Here is a 20783-nt window from a genome sequence, read left to right as displayed (position 1 = left end):
CTGAGGTGTCTGTTAAACGCGTGGCGATTCAGAGCTCATCTGCGGGTGGGTTTGATAAAGCTTTATTCGAAGTAAACTAAGCAGTAATCTGTAACCTTCATTTACACTGGAGGTTGTATGTCAGAATTAACAGAAAGGCAGTTAGTAGACGTTTTAAAAAGCCGTGATTTAAATCTTGAGAAATTTGCTGAGCTTGCTAATCAATTCGATTTTAACATTGCTCTAACGTTATTTGCCAAAGGCACTGTCATTTCCGGAAATACAGTTTCTGGCAAGAGTTATTTTGAAGCCTTGGCGAGTAAGTATGGTCCTCATGTTGAAGGTCGCCCAACATTAGGTGACTACTTTCGAGCTTTCTCAGCTGAAGGTTATGAACCTAAGGAAAACGAACAGTTTTCAGCACCTTTAAATTTTCTTCATTTGGAAAAAGTACATGTACTGACAGGTACTGGTAACTTTGTCCCATTTAGTGGCGGATTACTTCGCATTAAAATCGAAGAAGTAGATGGGTACATACTTGGGAATGCCGTCAGCGGTTGAAGAATGAATTTTATGTTTTGCATACATCTTGGCCACCAGCAATTGCTAGTGGCTTTTTTTATGGAGTAAGCAATGGCAAAACCGGACTGGGGCGAGCTTCAGCAACGGTTCCTGTCCGAACATTCCGCAACCGGCGTATCACCGAAGGAATGGTGTGAAGCGCAGGGACTGAACTACGCTACCGCCCGTCGATATATCAAAAAACCTTATGCGCAAACTGCGCAAAAACCTGCGCAGAAAAAAATGCGCACTGCACAGAAAGATAAAAGCGCGGATGAGCTGGTGGATGATGATGGGTTAACGGCACAGCAAAGACGCTTTGTCGCAGAATACCTGAAGGATGGCAATGCCACACAGGCAGCTATCCGGGCTGGCTACAGTAAAAAATCAGCTGAACAAATCGGCTATCAACTCCTTCAAAAAACTTCAGTTGCGCAGGCTATTGCGCAGCAGCAAAAAGCGTCAATTGCGCGCACGCTTGGCAGTGCCGATGAAGTGCTTGAGCAGATGTGGCAGCTCGCTACCTTCGATGCCAATCAGCTGTCGCAGTATCGCCGCGGCGCGTGTCGTTACTGCTGGGGGTTCGGTCATCACTACCAGTGGCGGGATGCAGTTGAGTTTGAAGAGAAAAGACTCGAGGCTGTTGAGCGTGACAGGCGAGAACCCGAAGATTCCGGCGGTTACGGCTATGACCATAACCGAGAACCAAATCCAGAATGCCCACGCTGCAATGGCGACGGCATTGGCCAGCCTTACCTCCCGGACACCCGGAAACTCCCTCCAGTCTCACGGCTCGCTTACTCCGGCGTGAAGGTCGGCAAGAACGGCGTTGAAATCACAGCCATCAGCCGCGAAAAAATGTTCGAAGCGGTAATGAAGCGCCTTGGCCTGGCCGATAGCGAGTTCGCCCAGCGCCTGCAGCAGATTGAAATCGAACGCCGGCAGCTTGAGGTCGAGAAACTCCGTAAAGAGCTGGCCGGTGATGGTGAGGACGATGAACCTACCCCAGTGCAGATCAATATCAACGTAGTGGATGCGAGGGCAGACGATGGGGATCAGCCCAACACTTAACATTCCTCAGGCGCGTTTCCTCGCGATGCAGCACAAATTCAAAGCCTATGTTGCCGGATTCGGTTCCGGTAAGACGTGGGTGGGGTGTGGCGGCATCTGTAAGGGGATGTGGGAGCACCCTAAAATCAACCAGGGTTATTTCGCGCCGACGTACCCGCAGATCCGTGACATCTTCTACCCGACGATTGAAGAGGTGGCCTTTGACTGGGGCTTGAACGTCAAAATCAATGAGGGTAACAAAGAGGTTCACTTCTACGAGGGGCGACGATACCGCGGGACAACCATCTGCCGTTCGATGGAGAAACCCGGCTCAATAGTCGGATTCAAAATCGGTAACGCGATGGTGGATGAGCTGGACGTCATGTCGGCTGCTAAAGCGCAGCAGGCCTGGCGAAAAATCATCGCTCGTATGCGTTACAAGGTTGATGGGCTACGTAATGGCATCGATGTAACGACCACACCGGAAGGTTTCAAGTTCGTCTACCAGCAATTCGTGAAGGCGGTGCGTGAAAAGCCAGAGCTTGCGGCTCTATACGGACTGATTCAGGCCAGCACGTTCGACAATGCGAAGAATCTACCGCCTGATTACATCCCGTCGCTGCTGAGTTCTTACCCTGACGAACTGATTCAGGCATACCTGCGAGGGAAGTTCACTAACCTCAACAGCGGGACCATTTACCACACGTTCAACCGTAAGCTGAATAACTGTTCTGACGAGATTCAGGACGGGGATCCGCTATTTATTGGTATGGACTTCAACGTGGGAAAAATGGCCGCGATTGTTCACGTAAAGCGTAATGGGCTGCCGCGTGCGGTTCGTGAACTCGTGAAGGTCTACGATACTCCGGCGATGATTAAGCGCATCCAGGAAGAGTTCTGGCGCTACGAGGATGGACGCTACGTTAAGAGCCGGGAGATTTACATCTATCCGGATGCCTCTGGTGACTCACGCAAATCGCAGAACGCCAGCAAGACCGATATTGCTCAGCTCAACGATGCCGGATTCAGCGTCATTGTTGATGATGCCAACCCGCCGGTTAAGGACCGTATCAACTCGATGAACGCCATGTTCTGTAACGCCAACGGCGAACGCCGCTATCTGGTGAACGTCCAGAACTGCCCGGTTTATACCGAAAGCCTCGAACAGCAAATCTGGGCGGCCAATGGAGAACCGGATAAATCAGCAGATAACGATCACCCCAATGATGCTGGTGGGTACTTCATCGTGAAGGATTACCCGATCGTGAAACCGGCATACTCAATCACCATGGACACCACTTTCTGATATGGCAAACGACGACATCACCTGGGTTCGACCTGAGCACCGGGCGGCTTCTGCTGCCTGGCGGAAATACAGGGACTTCTGCAAAGGAGCTGAGGCCGTAAAAGCGGCGGGTAATAAGTATCTGCCTTATCTCGACCCAACCGATAAATCCACACGCAATCGCAAGCGCAATGAGGACTACCTGAACCGCGCGGTGTTCTATGCGATTGCCGGTAATACGAAGATCGGCATGCTTGGGATGGCGTATCGCAAGGACCCCACGTTTAATGGTCCTGAAAAGCTGAAATACCTGTTGGACAATGCTGATGGGGCCGGTACCAGCATCTATCAGCAGTCACAGCTGGTGGCGGAGAACGTGCTGGAGGTTGCGCGAGAGGGCATTTACGTCGATTACGCTGAAGAATCCGACGAAGCAATCATCCTCCGCTATTCGGCAGAGAACATTATCAACTGGCGAACAAAGCGAATTAACGGGCGCGATCAGCTGGTGCTGGTGGTACTGCGAGAATGCGTAGAAGAGCCGGATGGTTACGCTTACAAGGATGAAATCCAGTACCGCGAGCTGGCGCTGGAAGAAGGGCGGTTCATATGCCGCGTATGGCGCCGGGCTGGTGGCACTGCAAGCGGAACCTACACCGTTGACAGCGAATATCATCCGAAGCCTAAAGGAAAGGACTTCTGGGATGAAATTCCGTTTACCTTCGTCGGCGCTCAGAACAACGATCCCACTATTGATGATTCACCGCTGGCTGCACTGGTGGAGATAAACCACGGTCATTACCGAAACAGTGCTGACTATGAGGACAGCGTGTGGTTCTGTGGCCAGGTGCAGCCGTACATGACTGGGCTCGATACCAACTGGCGCGACCACCTCGAGAAGAAGGGCGTGAAAATTGGTTCCCGATCACCGCTTTTGCTTCCCAAGGAGGGCTCGTTTGGCTATGCCCAGGCGCAGCCGAACATGCTGGCTAAAGAGGCCATGGACAGTAAGCGCGATTACATGGTGCAGCTGGGCGCCCGGCTGATTGAGCAGAACGCCACGGCGAAGACGGCAACCCAGGCGAGCGGGGAGCAAACATCATCAACATCAGTGCTCGGTATCTGTGTTTCAAACGTTTCTGAGGCCTATACGCTGGCGCTTGGCTGGTGTGCGAAATATCTCGGCATCAAGGGCGAATCGACGAGCTACACGATCAACCAGGAATTCATCGCGAAGGTTGCTGAATCGGGCATGGTGACGGCAATCGTCAATGCCTGGCAGTCCGGTGCGCTGCGCGATAGCGATATGATTCGCGCGCTGCAGAAACTTGATCTCATTGACCCGGCAGACAGCCCGGACGAGGTTATTGATGCGCTTCGCAATCAGGCACCAACGTTGACGGGAGGCTGATATGCCCACCATTAACGAAAGCCTGCGTGATGAATCGATCGCACATTCCGTCTGGTTAAGCCGCTACGCCACCTGCGTGGCAAACCGGATGGTGAACTTGCTTAACGAGACGGATGCTGACCTGTCGGCACGCCTACTGGATGCGCTGGACAGATTGCCTCCTGAGAGCTTCACCGTTAGCCGTCTGCAGAGTTTACTGGGCAGCGTGCGTGAGCTTAACCATCAGGCCGTAGCCACCATGCAGGCAGGGCTCGAGAGTGAACTGGTGGCGCTGGCAAAGAACGAAGCCAGTTATCAGCTGAGCCTGTTCGATTCCCTTCTGCCATCTCAGGTGCTAGCGCGATATCCGCTGCAGGGCATTACAGCCGACATGGTGTATGCCGCGGCGATGGCGCAACCCTTTCAGGGTCGACTGCTGAGTGAGTGGGCGGATAATCTGGAATCAGACAGGCTGGCGCGTATCGTGAACGCCGTCCGCAGGGGTTATCTTGCCGGCGACACTGTAGAAACTATAGCCCGCAGTGTTCGTGGCCACGCCAACAAAGACTATCGCGACGGCGCGCTGCAGATGAGCAGGGCAAACGCCGCCAGCATCGCTAAAACAGCTGTGAATCATCTGGCTGCCACAGCGCGCAACAGTTTCACCAGCGCCAACAGCGATATCGTGAAAGGCAAACAGTGGCTTTCTACGCTGGACAATAAAACAAGTCATGACTGCATTATTCGTGACCTGCTGCGTTACACCCTGAATAACAAACCGGTCGGGCATAAGGTGCCTTACCTACAGGGACCTGGGAAGATTCATTTCTGCTGCCGTTCTACCGAAACCCTGATCCTCAAGTCGTGGCGCGAACTCGGCATCGATATCGACGAAATGGACGAAGGTACTCGTGCAAGCATGGATGGCCAGGTACCGGCGAAAACCTCGTATCTGGAATGGCTCGCGCGCCAGTCAGCACAACGCCAGGATCAGGTTCTGGGTGCCGAGCGTGGACGTCTGTTCCGAGCCGGTGAAATCAACCTGGCTGATATGTTCACTGACAAAGGCGAATGGATCAGCCTGGAACGGCTGAAGCAGCTCTCAGGCATAGACAACTAACAATCACATCTTACTCCACGCCCTGGCATCCGCTGGGGCTTTTTTATGGGCGAGGCCCGGCAAAATCCCAAGGGGAAATTATGTTAATTCGAAACATGCTTCTGAAATATTACGCACCTGAAAGCGGCGGTGAGGGCGGCGGTGGCGGCGGTATCGAAATCACTCCTGAAATCCAGAAGCTGATTGATGAGCGTGTGACCAGTGAAGTCACGGGCTTGAAATCGAAAAACTCTGAGCTGCTGGGAATCATTAAGCAGCAAAAAGAAACCCTGTCACGCTTCGATGGTATCGATCCTGATGCCGTGCGCGGGATCCTGCAGCGTTTTTCCGACGACGAAGAGGCAAAGCTGATTGCCGCCGGAAAAATCGATGAGGTGCTCGATAAGCGCACCGAGCGTCTGCGTGCTGACGTTGATAAGCAGATTAAAGCCGCAAATGAACGCGCGGACAAAGCCGAAGCGTTCTCCAACAAATTCCGGGATCGAGTTCTGGGCGATGCAATCCGTGCAGCAGCCTCAAAAGCTGGCGCGCTGCCGGAAGCATCCGACGATCTGATTCTGCGTGCCAAAGGCACATTCCAGCTCAACGACGAAGGCGAGGCCGTAGCAGTTGATGCAAATGGCGATGTTCTGTTCGGTAAAGACGGCAAAACCCCACTAAGCCCGCTTGAGTGGGCGGAGTCTCTTAAGGAGACGGCTCCGCATCTGTTCCCACGCGCAGAAGGCACCGGCGCGGGCGGACACAAACCAAACGGCGTTGGCAGCCTGAAACGTTCCGAAATGAGCGCCAGCGACAAAGCGGACTACATCCGCAAGCATGGCCAGCAGGCCTTCCTCAAACTTCCGAAATAAGGGATTAACCCATGTCTACCACTGTTAATAGTGACCTGATCATTTATGACGATCTGGCGCAGACCGCTTTCCTCGAGCGTCGCCAGGACAACCTGGCAATTTTCAACGCGTCCTCCAACGGCGCGATCCTGCTGGATAACGAACTGATTGAAGGCGACTTCCGCAAGCGTGCCTTCTACAAGGTGGGCGGCTCAATCGAATCGCGTGACGTTAACTCCACCGAAAAGGTGACGGGTAAGAAGATTGGCGCCGGTGAAGCCGTATCCGTCAAAGCGCCGTGGAAATACGGTCCATACGAAACTACTGAAGAAGCGTTCAAACGCCGCGGCCGCTCGGTTGACGAGTTCTCCGAAGTGATCGGCACTGATGTGGCTGACGCGACGCTGGAAGGCTACGTGAAATACGGCCTGAAGGCGCTGACGGCTGCTATTGGCGCCAACGCGGATATGGTGGTCACCGCCGATATCGAAACAGACGGCAAGAAGACCCTGACGCGCGGCCTGCGTAAGTACGGCGATAAGTTCAACCGTGTCGTGCTCTTCGTTATGCACTCCGCCACTTACTTCGACATCGTGGATGAGGCGATTGCCAACAAAATCTATGAAGAAGCGGGTGTGGTGGTTTACGGCGGGCAGCCGGGCACGCTGGGTAAGCCTGTGCTGGTGACCGACACCATGGACGCGGATGCGATTCTCGGGCTGGTGACCGGGGCGGTGACTGTTACTGAGTCTCAGGCTCCGGGGTTCCGTTCCTACGACATCAACGATCAGGAAAACCTGGCGATCGGGTACCGTGCTGAAGGCGTGGTGAATGTCGACCTGCTGGGTTACAGCTGGGATACCTCCAAAGGTGACAACCCGGACCTGACCAAAATCGGCACTGCAGGTAACTGGAAGAAGCACTTCACCAGTAACAAATCTACGGCTGGCGTGCTGATTAAGCTGGGATCCGCAGCGGGGGAGTAACGCTGTCAGCGGATAAAACCTCCGCAACCGCTGACAGCACCGATGCGGTCACCATTTCCCTGAAGTACATGCTAAACGGCGCAGGTGTTTCCGGCAAAACCGTTGCCTGGAATTCAAGCGGCGGCACGCTCAGCACTGCCAGTTCTCAAACCGGCTCTGCTGGTGGGGCGACGGTCAAGCTTACCTCCGATACGGCTGGTACTTTCACGGTCACTGGTACTGTTGATGGTATTGCTAAATCGAGTGAGGAAATCACCTTCACCGCACCTGCTGCAGGCTAACCGATGGGGCGTAAGCCCCATTCAACGGATGCTCAGATGATTAATACTGATATCACCGCCGCTGACGTTAACAGTTACGCCAGCGAAGATGAACTGGCGTCATTTGCCGCGCTGAGAGGGATTGAGCTGCCTGAAAAGCTCGCGCCGTTACTGATTAAGGGGATGGACTATCTGGAAGGGCTAGATTGGGTAGGTTCCAAAGCAGACCCTCGACAGCCACTGGCATGGCCACGCGTGAATGTCGTTCTGGATGGACACGACTTCCCTCCCGACCAGGTGCCGCGGCAGGTTATCACCGCACAATGTATGCTGGCTATCGAGGCAATTGATGGCGATTTGCTTTCAAGCGTTCGTGAGGCCGCGGTTAAAACCGAACGTGTCGAAGGCGCCGTAACCATGACCTATGCGGTTGCCGATGGTGAGGTGTTCACACCATCCTACCCGGCGGTAATGGCTATTCTCGGCGACTTGGCTGGTGGGCGTGGATATGCAATCAATGCTTTCGCGGAGCGCGCGTAATGGCCATCAACTATCAGCGAATGCAGGCGACAACGACTCGTATACTCAAGCAGAACGGCATTGCATACAACGTCACGCGTAAGGGCACGTTAATCGTCATCGGTGGTGTGGAGCATCGTTGCGATGATATCCAGTTCACCGCCACAGGAGTGAAGACGGATTACGCGCCAGCCGAAATTGATGGAACCGTCATTGAAAACGGCGATATTCGGATTGTCTTCACCGCTGAGAAGGAAATTAAAACCGGCGATCTGATCGTCGTGGACGGCGTAAGCCACCGCGTAGTTAAACCTAACCCCGTGAAACCGGGTGCGGTAGTGCTCTGCTACAAATCTCAGTTGAGGACATAGCATGAGCGATAATAAGGCGTTTACGGCTGCCATCAACGCGTTCGTGGACAAAGCCAAAGCGAATCAGGAAGCGGTCGTACGTGCTGTCGGCATTCGGATTCTTAATCAACTGGTGATGATGTCACCTGTCGGCAACCCCGAGCTCTGGGGCATCAACCAGACGGCAGCTTCTTACAATCAGGCGGTATACGACCATAACGAAGCGCAAAAATCGGACCCTGCAAACCTGACTAAAACCGGACGACTTAAGAAGAAGGCTCGACTGGTGGATGGGATGGATATCAAAGCGCCGCCCGGATATACGGGTGGACGGTTTCGGGGCAACTGGCAGGTGTCTTTTGATGCACCGACCACAGATGAAACGGGCCGTGTCGATAAAACCGGAAATCTGACAAAAGCCGCCGGCAATTACACACTGTCGCTGTTCAAAGTCGGGATGAAGGATATTTATTTCTGCAACAACGTCCCTTACGCGTATCGACTGGAGATGGGGCACTCTTCCCAGGCTCCGGGAGGGATGGTACGCATTACTGCTGCTGAGTTTCAGCGATTTTTTGAGGAAGCAGTAAGGGAGGTGACTAAATGATTCCCGATATCGCGGCGGCGCTGGCCGCCAGGCTCGGCGAGTGGGCTGATGCTGAAGGTATCCCGGTTGCCTGGGAAAACGTGCCTTTTACACCTCCGTCTGATGGGCTCTTTCTTGCAGTCCATGACATGCCCGCCACGCCGCGTACGCTGGACCTTGGATTGCGCTGCCGCATTTATTCAGGTGTTTACCAGATTAACGTTGTTGCCCCAGCCGGCACAGGCCGTACCGATGTCGTGGCTCTGGCTGACCGCGTGGCTGAATTGTTCCCCGAGGGGCAGGAGATTGAAGGCAGGGGTTTTACATGCTGGATAGATCAAACGCCTGGTGTTTTCCGCGGGATCACTACATCTGTCTCTTATACCGTTCCCGTTAGTCTCAATTATCGAGCTGATATCTCCAGCTAATCCTTGCAAGCTTCTAAACCTGACCGGCTCTTTGCCGGTTTTCCCGTTTCTAAAGGAGTAACCAATATGGGCTTTGCATTGCCTAACGGCGCTCACGTCTATCTGGCATCGGGTTATGGCCCAGCCATTACTTTCACCGGGGCGACGAACGCCGAAAATATGGTGATCACCGTGAGTGAAGCGGACGCACTCAAGGTGGGTGATATTGTTCATGTGAACTGCAACTGGTCCGGTGTTGATAACGTCATTGCAAAAATTGATGCGATTGCCGAAAGCGCCGTAACTCTTCGCAATATCAATACCACCAACAAAAACAAATATGCCGCTGGTGGCGGTACCGGCTCGATCCGCAAGGTGCTTGAATGGACCGAGCTGCCACAAATCACTGAGGTATCGAAATCTGGTGGTGATCAGAACACCACGCAGATTCAGTTCCTCAGCGATGATCGCCAACGTAACCTGAATACCTATAAATCCGCTGTCTCTCAGACTTACTCGATTGCTCACGACTCAACTCTCCCGGTATATCCGTTGCTGCGCCAACTGGACGAAGACGAAGAGACGGTTGCGGCTTACATGTACGTGCCGAAGGCGAAGGAGAACCGTTACTGGGCGGCCACGGCGTCCTTTGACGATACGCCAACTACTGCGGTTAACGAGGTAGAGACAGTAAGTGTGGTGCTGAACCTGCAGTCACCGGCGATGACGTTCTACAAGGTGACTGACGCTGCCGCCTAGTCGTAAGAACTTTCACTATTCCATGCCTCCCATTGTGGAGGCTTTTTTCCGTTAAGAGGTATCGATGGCGACCAAATTCACTCTTCAGCCCAAACCAACATTTAAGGCCAATGTCTCGATCCCCCGAGCCGGCGATGAGGATGGCGTGCTGACGTTCACATTCAATCACAAGCCACTCAAAGAACTGGCTGACCTGGAAAAACTCGAAGGCAAAACCGCCACTGATTTTCTGATGGAAATCATTTCAGGCTGGGCACTTCCCGATGCATTCAACGCGGAAAACCTGTCGGTGCTGCTGGAAAACTATCCGGCGGCAATGAAGGCAATCCCGGAAACCTACTACCGCGAGCTGATGGGGCAGCGCGAAAAAAACTGATAGCGGTTGCCTCTGCGTTCTATACGCCTGAACCCACAGCGGCAGACCTGGCGCCTTACGGGCTTACGCCGGATGACTATGACGATCAATACATCGACGTCTTGCCAGATGTATGGCCTTCATTCCTGGTGTTTCAGGCTGTCAGTACGCAATGGAGAACGGGAATGGGCGGCGTGTCCGGGCTCGACTATAACGTTTTGCCCTGGGTGATGCGTCTGCACAACGTTGACGACGAGGCAACCGCGTTGTCGGACATCCGGGTAATGGAGAACGCAGCTTTGTGCGTTATCCATAAACGATCAGAGTAGGGTATTTGTCAATTTAAGCGAACCTACTGCTCGCTCAATCTAGAATCATTTGAGCAAGTCACAATTAGCGTTCTTGTATCGTTGCTTCGCTTCTTCTGACCATTTTTCCTTGAGTGTTTGGTAAGGAAGGGAGGAAGACTTATCCAAAGGGATGGAGTCTTTAATTGACTGCCTTATATCTGAAACAGTACCCGAGAAAATAACTCCAGCATAGAAGTCATTATCAAAATCTATACCTGAGCGTGAATATAATCCTTCCTTGAGGTGTTTTTTCCCATCAGGATCAGAAAGTACTTTTTTCATTGATAAAACATAACGTTCTGCATGCTTTTTGGTTGCAGGTCCATCAGCTTTATGTGTGTTCTCATAAATTATGGTCAGATATGCCAGACAATCTGCAGATGCCATTGCTTCACGCATATTTGACTCCAGATTTACTGAAGCGAAAGATACAGAAGGTACAAGTGCACACAAGGCTAGAGCTTTTTTAATCACTTTCACTCCTAATTTTGGGGCCGCTGGTGCTTTAATAATTAGTTAATTTCTTTTCAAATTCAATGCATCATTAGATTATTAGCTATGCACGGAGATGGTTATGTCCGATATCGCCACGATTTCCCTGCGTGTAAATACCAGTGAGCTGGAGCGTGGTAACCAGGCATTGGATCGCTTTCAGGAGACCGCGTCCGCCGCGGCAGGTAAAGCGGATGACCTGAATAGTACGTTCCGCACCGGTATCGATAACCAGAAGAAAAACAGCGAAAGCCTCAAGCAACAGCGGCAGGAACTGCAGAACCTACTGAATAAAATCAGCCCCGTAAACAAGGCGCTGGATGAACTGGACACGATCCAGGAGAGCCTGGCGAAGTTTCGCGGTAAAGGGCTTGTAGGGGATGAAGACTTTACTCGCTACAACAGCGTGCTTGAGACGACCCGAGCTAAACTGGCGCAGGTCATGGAGTCTGAGACCGCAGAGGGGCGGGCTCGCATTGAACAGGCACAGGCAGCACAGCGTGCAGCTGCGGCGGGCAAAACCTTTATCGATTCGCTGGAAGAGCAGGTCACAGCAATCGGAAAAACGCGCTCAGAACTGTTAGAGCTAAAAGCTGCCCAACTTGGCGTGTCCGATCGTGCTGCACCGATGATCGCCCGACTGAAAGAGCAGGAAGAAGCATGGAAGTCTGGGGCCATCAGCGCGGGCCAATATCGCAACGCGATGCGTTATCTACCAATGCAAATGACCGACATCGTAACTTCATTGGCGTCCGGTATGCCGGTTTATATGGTAGCCATTCAGCAGGGCGGCCAGCTGCGCGATTCGTTTGGCGGTGTAGGCAATGCTCTGAAAGCGATGTTGTCGATGGTGACTCCTGCCCGAGTGGCCATTGGTGGCCTGGCTGGCGCTGTACTGATTGCGGCCAAAGCGGGAGCGGACTATTTCACCGCCTACGACGAAATCAACAAGGCTATTATCAGAACTGGCAACATTGCCGGCACGTCAGCGCTCCAGATCATGGCTTCCTCCCAGTCTATTGCTGCCTCTACTGGCGCTACTGTAGGAACCGTTCAGAGTCTGATGACTGAACTGATTAGCATGGGTTCGCTCACACAGAAGCAGCTCGAAAAAGCGGCGGGCTCTACGGCACTTGCAGTTCAAACCGGTATTGTTTCAGCGCAGGACATCACCAAGGCATATCAGGATGTTGAAAAGGATCCGGTTAAAGCCCTTCAGAGTCTAAACGAACAATACAACTTCCTGACTGTTTCGCAGCTTAAGCACATTGATGAGCTGGTGAAGCAGAAGGACCAGACTGCTGCAGTTACACAGGCCATGGATTTGTTTGGCGACACAATGGCTGAGCGCGGAGAGCAGGCTTATGACTCGCTGACACCGTTTGGTCGCCTGTGGCTGGATATCAAAGGCTGGGCGTCTGAGGCCATGCAGAGTATCGGTCAGTGGGTAGCTGAGCTGGCATCAAACACTCTGAAGGAATTCAACGCAATTTATTACAGCGTTGCGATCGTTTTCCAGAAGCTGAACCAGATCATTTCATCCTCTATCGCTGCCGCGATTAACCTCGTTCCCGACTGGGCGAAAACAGATACTTTGCAGGGATGGCAGGACTACAACGAACAAATGGCCGGCGCTTATGGCGACAGCGTCTCTCAGCTGAAAAAAGACTGGGATGCCGCTGATATCAGTTCAGGTAAATACCTCGATACGACCAGAAAGATAAGTACCGCAACCACCCAGAAGGATCGGGAAGAAGTCGCTTCTTTTGGTAAAAAGACGCAAACCGGAAAGCAGGGCACTTTATCGGCTGGCGATCGCAGCACGGATGCTGCCCAGGCCGAGTTGCTGGCGCTTCAGTCTCAGTTACGCGCGCTGCAGCAGCATAAAGGGCTGAACGACACTATCAGCCAGCAGCGCAAAGATCTGTGGACGACTGAAGCGAAATTTCAGGTGCTGGAGGAGGCCTCCCGATCTCGCTCTCTGACAAAGCAGGATCAATCCCTGCTGGCGAGTAAAGACCAGGTGCTTCAGTTGGCACGGCAGAAAGCCCTGTTAGGTGATCAGATTACCGCACAGGAACAGCTGAACAAGCGAATGGATACCTCGCAGAAATACGTCACACAGATGGCAGAGAAGCAGGCTGCATTAGTGAACGGTGCCGGGATGAGTGACCGTCAGGCTCAACGTGAGCTGGCAAAGAGCCAGCTTTCCTCTGGCTGGTTCAACTCCGGCGGCACGCTTGACGACGAGGGCTATCAGAAGCAGCTTAAGGCGGCGAATGATTACTATGATGCAGAGGACAGGTTGCGTGGCGACTGGTTGACCGGCGTGAAAAAGGGTTGGGCTGAATTTGAGGACAGCGCTACTAATGTTTACTCGCAGGTGCAGACGATTACCAGCAATGCGTTCACCGGGATGGCCAGCACGCTCACCGACTTTTTTACTACAGGTAAATCTAACTTCTCAGACTTCCTTTCTACTTTCCTCAAGGGCATCGCCCAGATGCTGACGCAACTGGCTTTGGTTAATGGAATGAAGTCAGCGTTTGGTGGAACGGGTATCGGTGCGTTCTTGGGTTTCTCTGGTGGTGGTCTGGTGCCGGGATTCGATAGCGGCGGTTACACCGGTGATGGCGGTAAATACCAACCGAAAGGCGTAGTTCATGGTGGTGAGTTTGTATTTACGAAGGAAGCGACCAGTGCACTTGGTGTTGGCAATCTCTATGCGCTTATGCGTAGAGCTCAGGGGTATGCAAACGGCGGCTACGTCGGAAACGCACCGATGTTCGGGTTACAGGGAGGTAGTTCCGCTATAAATGTTAATGTCGGTGGTGTTGTGATTCAGGGACGTGAGCAACCAACGACAAGGTCGGCTCCAGCAAATAATGTGGATATCATCAAACAGCTCAAGCCGGCAATAGTTAACGTAATATCTGAGCAGGCGCAGCGGCCGGGGACGCCTTTATGGAATGCAATAAAAGGAACGCGATGAAGCTTAGTCAGTCCTTCGAAATACCGTTCCATGGCTCTAACGATTAGCACGACAAACAGCCTACTCAGGTGGGCTGTTTGTCGGTGATCAGTTGTAATAACTTACAATGCTCGTCAATTGCATCCCATATCATATCCTGCTGATCTCCATCCCACTCTTCAACCATCGCTAGTTCAGAGCGGAACTGTTTGAGCCTGATGTTAATGGCGGCTATTTCATTGCGGCCACATTTCTTAGCCATTTTAATCAATGATGCTTCAGGTGTCTTTTCATAGGGAGACAGCCCGGCCCGCGCTTTAATATATAGTGTCGTCAGTCTGTTCATAGGACTTCAATCGCGAATATTGGGTTGCTCTAACCTAAATTTATAGTGGGGTATTTTTAACTGCCTGAGACAGGTATCTTTCCATAACCCGCATTATGCTAGATATGTGAAGGGGTGACCGCTTCGACTTTTTTTGAGTTTCTTTATCAAATCACAAAAACGCACGGTTCGTCGACAACATTTCAAAAGATTAATATTAAACGAATCCCACTACTGTTCTTTGTGATAACTAACCCTTCAATCGTAGGTATTTAGCATTCTTTCTATGCGATAATAGTGTTAATGCAATGAATGGATGAAGGGCGATGGGATTTTCATATTGGTTTACCGTATGTGCTTGTTTTTTGATTGGTCCTATAACATTGGTTCAGTCTTTCGGCTACCTGCGCAAGGGAATCTATACCAAAACATTCAAGGGAACGAGTCGAAAGGAGTACATTCATAAGGATGCCAGGCCCTTTGAATACTGGTTCAGCATTATCTTTGAGTTTGGAGCGAGCTTCTTGCTAATTGGCGTAGGATTCTGGCTCTTAAGGGATATCCCCGCTGTCAACGAATGGTATGCTGAAATCCGCGCGATGTTACCTTATTGATTTTATGGCCAGACAGCACTTCAACGTTACTCCATTTAAGAACACATCATTTTTGTTAAGCAATTGACCCGCTTCGGCGGGTTTTTTTATACCCGGAGGAAAGTTGGCGATTGAAACATTTATCTGGCGAACCCAGATTCAGGCGGGCATGGAAGGGGAGTTTACTTACGTAACGCGCTCTGCTTCCTTTGGAGACGGCTTTGAACAGATCGCCGGTGAAGGCATCAATCCTGAAAAACAGTCATGGCCGATGACCTTAACGGGAAAAAAGGCAGAGATGCTCGATGTGCTGAGTTTTTGCCGCAAGCACATCACAAAATCCTTTATCTGGACGTCTCCTGTTGGCGAAACCGGTTTATACCGGATTGAAGCTGATTCCATTAAAGCCCAGCCGCTATCCAGCAAAGTGATAACCATAAAAGCAACCTTCAAACAGGCATACGCCCCATGATTACTGAAGATTATCAACGCCTCGAACCGGGTGAAAAAATACGTCTTCTTGAGGTAGACGGTTCTGCGTTTGGTCTGGACGATGTTCTGCGCTTTCACGCTTATAACCTCCCGCATACTGAAGAAGAGATTGCGGCTGCTGGTGGCGACGGATCAAAGTTAAAGGCGAAGAGTATCTGGTGGCAGGGCGAAGAGTTTGGTGCCTGGCCATATAAGCTAGAGGGACTGGAAGCTTCAACCGATGGCAGTAGCGCCCAGCCGACTCTCACCGTTGCCAACATTGACAGCTCTATCACTGCGCTCTGTCTGGCCTATGACGATATGCTGCAGGCCAAAGTTACGATTCATGACACTTTTGCGCATTACCTGGATGCGCGCAATTTCCCGGATGGAAATCCCACAGCAGATCCCTTGCAGGTGAGGAAGCGGGTTTTCTATATCGACGGTAAAAATAGCGAGCTTCCCGGTGAAAGTATCGAGTTTGTTCTTACCAGCCCGATGGATCTACAGGGATTGATGATCCCGACCAGACAGCTGCATTCCCTTTGCACATGGTGCATCCGGAATAGGTACCGCACCGGTGATGGGTGCGATTATGCTGGCACACTTTACTTCGACAAAAACAACAATCCGGTTAGCGATCCCTCATTGGATGAATGCAACGGCACGCTCACCGCCTGCAAGCTTCGGTTTGGTGAACACAATGAACTTCCTTTCGGTGGTTTTCCTGGGACATCTTTGATCAGGAGTTAACATGCGTCAGAAAACAATTCAGGCCATCCTGGCGCATGCAGCGAAAGAATATCCCCGCGAATGCTGTGGTGTGATAGCGCAGAAAAGCCGGGTGGAACGCTATTTCCCATGCAGTAATCTGGCTGCCGAACCAACGGAACAGTTTCACCTTGCGCCAGAGGATTACGCTGCTGCTGAGGATTGGGGCACGATAACGGGAATCGTACATAGCCACCCCGACGCGACGACCCAACCAAGCGAACTGGACAAGGCTCAATGCGATGCAACGTTGCTGCCCTGGCATATTGTCAGTTGGCCTGAAGGAGACTTTCGTACCATAACTCCTCGGGGGGAATTGCCGTTGGTCGGGCGCCCGTTTGTGCTCGGACACTACGACTGTTGGGGGCTGGTGATGAGCTATTTCCGGCAGGAGCATGATGTCGAACTTCAGGATTACCGTGTTGATTATCCGTGGTGGGAGGGCTCCTATCCGGATAATTTCTATCAGGATTGCTGGTATGAATGTGGGTTCCGAGAATTCAGTGGATCACCAATGCCGGGCGATTTGATCATCATGCAGGTGGAATCGAATAAGTGGAACCATTCAGGGATCTTGCTGGAGGGGAACATGCTTCTCCATCATCTTTATGGTCACCTCAGTCAACGTGTGCCATATGGAGGTTACTGGATGGAGAGAACCATGAAAATTGTCAGGCATAAAAGCCTAATCATGCAGGAGGGATAATGTGCGAATCCGTCCGTACTGTTCGCCTATATGGTGTTTTGGGTACTACGTTTGGCCGCGAATTCCAACTTTCTGTAACATCACCAAAAGAAGCCATCCGTGCATTGTGCGTTATCGTGCCAGGCTTCGAGCGGTTTTTGAATACCAGCAAGCAGCGCGGCCTAACCTACGCTGTTTTCAGCGGTAAGCGTAACCTGAACGATGATGAGCTCTCTATGGATCAGAGTTCAGCTGACATCCGTATTGCGCCGGTTATCCTCGGGAGTAAACGTGGTGGAGTATTCCAGACTATCTTAGGCGTGGCTTTGGTCGCTGTTGGTGCTGTGGCGTCATACTTTGGCGGTGGTGCAGTTGGCGTTCCTCTAATGCAATTTGGCGCAGCGATGGCCCTTGGTGGTGTCGTACAAATGCTCTCTCCGCAGACAACGGGACTTGCCAGCAAGCAATCGGCAGACAATAAGGCCAGTTATGCCTTTGGTGGAGTAACAAATACGACAGCTCAGGGCAATCCGGTGCCGCTCTTGTACGGACGGCGCCGTATAGGTGGCGCGATCATCTCCGCCGGTATCTATGTTGAAGATCAGCAGTAAGCATGCTGTAATGGGCTTACTTAACTTGGGGTAACTTGAGCTTAGATTCAAAAATGAAAAAAATATCTACTCTTTTCCTTTGTACTTCCTTATTTTCAGGCATGGCTTTAGCTGATAACCATTACATACCTCTCCTCTATAATTTATCTACTATGTTTGATTTCAATCCAGTTAAAGGAGCTGTCAAATCATTAGATACTGATGTTGAAGAAAATGGTAAGGTCACTTATAAAATCTCCATCAGACTAGCTAAGAATGGTTGTGTCGAAAGCTTAGATCTTGATAACGTTTCGTCTGGTCATGAAACAAATCTAAAAAATAGTAATGGAAGTCTTGTTGGCCAAAGAGATGGTAAGCCTTTCTCTATACAGCTCGATGAAAAATGTAATATTTTGACTCAAAATGAAAATGGTGACGAGTTGCGATATAGTCTTTACTCGAATGGCTTAATTAAAGACACCTATTATTTGGGTAAGAAAATATCTGAGCATTTTTATGATGATAATTCTAATTTGATACGTTCTGAGTTTTATGGTTCTGGTAAGGTCCTCTCTAAAAACGAAATATCTTATGTTGATAAAGACAGGAAGCCTCTTGATTATAAAATTATAAACACATCAGTTTACTCGGAAGGTTATACAGCAACGAATACTTGTCATTATAGCGAAAAGCTTGTTCCTGAAATATGTAAAGTAACAATGCAGAGCGCAGGGAATCCTGTGCCGAAGCCAGTACTAATGACAGCGAATACGAAAGTTGAATTCTATTAGATTAAACACATTTCAATAAGCCACCTCCGGGTGGCTTTTTTTATGGGCGCAATATGGCTATAGCAACCGCTGTTAAAGGCCGCAAGGGCGGCAGTTCAAGCTCAAGAACTCCTACAGAACAGCCAGACGATCTGCAGTCAGTAGCCAAGGCAAAAATCCTTCTCGCGCTGGGAGAGGGGGAGTTTGCTGGTGGACTTACTGCGCGCGATATTTATCTCGATGGCACCGCACTTGAGAACGCAGATGGTTCGCAGAACTTCAGCGGTGTGGCGTGGGAGTTTCGTTCTGGAACTCAGGCGCAAAAATATATTCAAGGGATCCCGGGTACCGAAAATGAAATTAATTTAGGTTCCGAAGTTTCCAGCTCTACAGCGTGGACGCGCACGTTCACCAATACGCAGCTTTCAGCTGTTCGCCTGCGTCTAAAATGGCCTTCTCTCTTCAAACAGGAGGATGATGGCGATCTGGTTGGCTATTCGGTCAACTACGCAATTGACCTGCAGACAGATGGCGGCACCTGGCAGACGGTGCTAAATACCAGCGTGACCGGGAAAACCACCTCTGGTTATGAACGCAGCCACCGTATTGATTTACCTCAGGCGGGCAGCACCTGGACCATCAGGCTGCGCAAAATTACAGCCGATGCCAATAGCGCGAAGATAGGCGACACGATGACGCTGCAAAGCTTCACAGAAGTAATCGACGCCAAACTGCGATATCCGAACACTGCGCTATTGTACATCGAATTTGATTCGAGCCAGTTCAATGGCTCAATACCGCAAATATCCTGCGAGCCTCGCGGGCGTGTTATTCGTGTGCCCGATAACTATGAACCCGAGACACGAACGTACAGCGGCACCTGGACGGGCGCATTTAAGTGGGCATGGACGGATAACCCTGCGTGGATATTTTACGATCTGGTGGTCACTGACCGGTTCGGCCTTGGTAATCGGCTAACGGCAGCTAATATCGACAAATGGACGCTTTATCAGGTCGCTCAATATTGTGATCAATCGGTACCGGATGGTAAGGGCGGCAGCGGAACTGAACCTCGTTACACCTGCAACGTATACATTCAGGATCGAAATGACGCTTACACCGTCCTGCGAGATTTTGCCGCCATTTTTCGAGGCATGACCTACTGGGGAGACGACCAGATTGTTGCCCTTGCAGACATGCCCAGAGATGTCGATTTTAGCTACACGCACGCTAACGTAGTCGACGGCAAATTCGTATATTCCAGCAGTACAACCAAAAGTCGCTACACGAACGCTCTTGTTTCCTGGTCTGATCCGGCAAATGGCTATGCTGATGCAATCGAGCCAGTCTTCGAACAGGTGCTGGTGGCGCGCTATGGTTTCAACCAGCTTGAGATCACCGCCATCGGTTGCACCCGGCAGTCTGAGGCTAACAGAAAAGGGCGCTGGGGGATCCTGACCAACAATAAAGACAGGGTTGTCACCTTTGACGTTGGTCTGGACGGCAATATCCCTCAGCCTGGCTACATAATTGCTGTCGCTGACCGAAATCTCTCTGGCCGAGATTTAGGCGGTCGATTATCTGCGGTTAATGGTCGTGTACTCAAACTTGACCGGGTACCAAGTGCTAAGGTCGGCGACAGGATAATGGTAAACCTGCCGTCGGGTATTACCCAATCCCGGACGATTCAGTCCCTGACAGGTGGAATGGTTACCGTGACAACCGCCTTTAGCGAGCTTCCACAGGCCGAGGCTGTATGGGTTATTGAATCTGATGAACTCTATGCGCAGCAGTACAGGGTAATTAGTGTCACCGATAACAATGACGGGACATATACCATCACGGGGGCAAATCACGATCCGGATAAATATGCCCGTATCGATACAGGTGCCGTTATAGATCAGCGGCCGGTAAGTGTCATCCCTCCAGGTAATCAGTCGCCGCCAGTCAACATCATGATCAGCTCGTTTTCTGTGGTGCAGCAAAATATCAGCGTCGAAACGATGCGAGTGAGCTGGGACCAGGCGCAGAACGCTATCGCCTATGAAGCGCAATGGCGCCGCAACGACGGGAACTGGGTAAACGTGCCGCGCAGCTCCACCTCGTCATTCGACGTCCCCGGGATTTATGCCGGGCGCTACCTGGTGCGCGTGCGTGCAATCAATGCCGCTGAAATTTCTTCCGGGTGGGGATATTCAAAAGAGAAGATGTTGACCGGCAAAGTGGGCAATCCGCCCAAGCCAGTGGGCTTTATGGCTACGGCCATCAACTGGGGTATTCGTCTGAACTGGGGTTTCCCGGCAAACACCGGCGATACGCTAAAAACGG

24 protein-coding genes are annotated in these 20783 nt (G+C 51.4%); 22 read left to right on the top strand and 2 right to left on the bottom strand.

Annotated features, from left to right (window positions below; all coding sequences use genetic code 11):
• The first annotated feature begins 117 nt into the window (after nt 1-117).
• The 15 genes from HMPREF3143_RS00210 to HMPREF3143_RS00145 all read left to right on the top strand — a co-directional run bounded on the left by HMPREF3143_RS00210 (nt 118) and on the right by HMPREF3143_RS00145 (nt 10766).
• Complete coding sequence (locus HMPREF3143_RS00210; RefSeq protein WP_070531260.1) at nt 118-540, top strand: hypothetical protein; 423 nt, start codon at nt 118-120, stop codon at nt 538-540.
• Between the two features lie 72 nt (nt 541-612).
• Nucleotides 613-1611: a terminase small subunit gene (locus HMPREF3143_RS00205; RefSeq protein ID WP_070531256.1), complete on the top strand. Its 999-nt coding sequence runs from the start codon at nt 613-615 to the stop codon at nt 1609-1611.
• Nucleotides 1589-2896, top strand: coding sequence for a terminase large subunit domain-containing protein (locus HMPREF3143_RS00200; RefSeq protein ID WP_061098068.1), 1308 nt, complete (start codon nt 1589-1591; stop codon nt 2894-2896). Before HMPREF3143_RS00205 ends, HMPREF3143_RS00200 begins: the two co-directional genes overlap by 23 nt.
• A 1-nt stretch (nt 2897) precedes the next feature.
• Nucleotides 2898-4286, top strand: coding sequence for a DUF4055 domain-containing protein (locus tag HMPREF3143_RS00195; RefSeq protein ID WP_070531253.1), 1389 nt, complete (start codon nt 2898-2900; stop codon nt 4284-4286).
• A 1-nt stretch (nt 4287) separates the two neighbouring features.
• On the top strand, nt 4288-5385 hold the full coding sequence (locus HMPREF3143_RS00190) for a structural protein (protein ID WP_070531249.1): 1098 nt from the start codon (nt 4288-4290) through the stop codon (nt 5383-5385).
• Between the two features lie 80 nt (nt 5386-5465).
• Nucleotides 5466-6236 (top strand): hypothetical protein, encoded by a 771-nt coding sequence (locus tag HMPREF3143_RS00185; RefSeq protein ID WP_070531246.1) that lies wholly within the window; start codon nt 5466-5468, stop codon nt 6234-6236.
• Between the two features lie 11 nt (nt 6237-6247).
• Nucleotides 6248-7201, top strand: a complete 954-nt coding sequence (locus HMPREF3143_RS00180; RefSeq protein ID WP_023344281.1) for a major capsid protein — start codon at nt 6248-6250, stop codon at nt 7199-7201.
• Entirely contained in the window at nt 7183-7482 is a 300-nt protein-coding gene (locus HMPREF3143_RS25420) for an Ig-like domain-containing protein (RefSeq protein WP_172616458.1), read from the top strand. The genes HMPREF3143_RS00180 and HMPREF3143_RS25420 overlap by 19 nt, the downstream gene beginning before the upstream one ends.
• Before the next feature lie 36 nt (nt 7483-7518).
• Nucleotides 7519-8001: a DnaT-like ssDNA-binding protein gene (locus HMPREF3143_RS00175; RefSeq protein WP_070531243.1), complete on the top strand. Its 483-nt coding sequence runs from the start codon at nt 7519-7521 to the stop codon at nt 7999-8001.
• Nucleotides 8001-8351, top strand: a complete 351-nt coding sequence (locus HMPREF3143_RS00170; protein ID WP_070531240.1) for a hypothetical protein — start codon at nt 8001-8003, stop codon at nt 8349-8351. Before HMPREF3143_RS00175 ends, HMPREF3143_RS00170 begins: the two co-directional genes overlap by 1 nt.
• Nucleotide 8352: 1 nt before the next feature.
• Entirely contained in the window at nt 8353-8937 is a 585-nt protein-coding gene (locus HMPREF3143_RS00165; protein ID WP_070531238.1) for a hypothetical protein, read from the top strand.
• Nucleotides 8934-9344, top strand: coding sequence for a DUF4128 domain-containing protein (locus HMPREF3143_RS00160; RefSeq protein WP_070531236.1), 411 nt, complete (start codon nt 8934-8936; stop codon nt 9342-9344). The genes HMPREF3143_RS00165 and HMPREF3143_RS00160 overlap by 4 nt, the downstream gene beginning before the upstream one ends.
• Before the next feature lie 66 nt (nt 9345-9410).
• Nucleotides 9411-10082, top strand: coding sequence for a phage tail protein (locus HMPREF3143_RS00155; RefSeq protein WP_046092062.1), 672 nt, complete (start codon nt 9411-9413; stop codon nt 10080-10082).
• A 64-nt stretch (nt 10083-10146) separates the two neighbouring features.
• On the top strand, nt 10147-10458 hold the full coding sequence (locus tag HMPREF3143_RS00150; RefSeq protein ID WP_023344275.1) for a phage tail assembly chaperone: 312 nt from the start codon (nt 10147-10149) through the stop codon (nt 10456-10458).
• A complete protein-coding gene (locus HMPREF3143_RS00145) occupies nt 10350-10766 on the top strand; it encodes a DUF1799 domain-containing protein (protein WP_340672871.1) in 417 nt (138 codons plus the stop codon). Before HMPREF3143_RS00150 ends, HMPREF3143_RS00145 begins: the two co-directional genes overlap by 109 nt.
• Before the next feature lie 45 nt (nt 10767-10811).
• Here HMPREF3143_RS00145 and HMPREF3143_RS00140 read toward each other — a convergent pair whose 3' ends face one another.
• A complete protein-coding gene (locus tag HMPREF3143_RS00140; protein WP_139145847.1) occupies nt 10812-11261 on the bottom strand; it encodes a hypothetical protein in 450 nt (149 codons plus the stop codon).
• Nucleotides 11262-11361: 100 nt separating this feature from the next.
• On the opposite strand from HMPREF3143_RS00140, the gene HMPREF3143_RS00135 reads away from it, so the two are divergent.
• Entirely contained in the window at nt 11362-14271 is a 2910-nt protein-coding gene (locus tag HMPREF3143_RS00135; RefSeq protein WP_084832140.1) for a phage tail tape measure protein, read from the top strand.
• 64 nt (nt 14272-14335) lie between these two features.
• On the opposite strand, the gene HMPREF3143_RS00130 is transcribed toward HMPREF3143_RS00135, so the two are convergent.
• Nucleotides 14336-14596, bottom strand: a complete 261-nt coding sequence (locus tag HMPREF3143_RS00130; protein ID WP_045371007.1) for a hypothetical protein — start codon at nt 14594-14596, stop codon at nt 14336-14338.
• Nucleotides 14597-15292: 696 nt separating this feature from the next.
• On the opposite strand from HMPREF3143_RS00130, the gene HMPREF3143_RS00120 reads away from it, so the two are divergent.
• The 6 genes from HMPREF3143_RS00120 to HMPREF3143_RS00100 all read left to right on the top strand — a co-directional run.
• Complete coding sequence (locus tag HMPREF3143_RS00120) at nt 15293-15640, top strand: phage tail protein (RefSeq protein WP_070531224.1); 348 nt, start codon at nt 15293-15295, stop codon at nt 15638-15640.
• Nucleotides 15637-16392 (top strand): phage minor tail protein L, encoded by a 756-nt coding sequence (locus HMPREF3143_RS00115; RefSeq protein ID WP_070531221.1) that lies wholly within the window; start codon nt 15637-15639, stop codon nt 16390-16392. Before HMPREF3143_RS00120 ends, HMPREF3143_RS00115 begins: the two co-directional genes overlap by 4 nt.
• 1 nt (nt 16393) lies before the next feature.
• Nucleotides 16394-17116, top strand: a complete 723-nt coding sequence (locus HMPREF3143_RS00110) for a C40 family peptidase (protein WP_070531218.1) — start codon at nt 16394-16396, stop codon at nt 17114-17116.
• Nucleotides 17116-17706 carry a tail assembly protein gene (locus HMPREF3143_RS00105; protein ID WP_070531214.1) on the top strand — a complete coding sequence of 197 codons (591 nt, stop codon included), beginning with the start codon at nt 17116-17118 and terminating at the stop codon, nt 17704-17706. The genes HMPREF3143_RS00110 and HMPREF3143_RS00105 overlap by 1 nt, the downstream gene beginning before the upstream one ends.
• Before the next feature lie 53 nt (nt 17707-17759).
• Complete coding sequence (locus HMPREF3143_RS24490; protein ID WP_084832139.1) at nt 17760-18476, top strand: YnfC family lipoprotein; 717 nt, start codon at nt 17760-17762, stop codon at nt 18474-18476.
• Nucleotides 18477-18529: 53 nt separating this feature from the next.
• The coding region (locus HMPREF3143_RS00100; RefSeq protein WP_139145846.1) for a TipJ family phage tail tip protein at nt 18530-20783 on the top strand (2254 nt) is incomplete at its 3' end.

It is taken from the genome of Enterobacter sp. HMSC16D10 (assembly GCF_001807145.1).
GTDB classification, from domain to species: domain Bacteria; phylum Pseudomonadota; class Gammaproteobacteria; order Enterobacterales; family Enterobacteriaceae; genus Enterobacter; species Enterobacter roggenkampii.
This window is presented reverse-complemented; position numbering and strand designations above follow the sequence as displayed.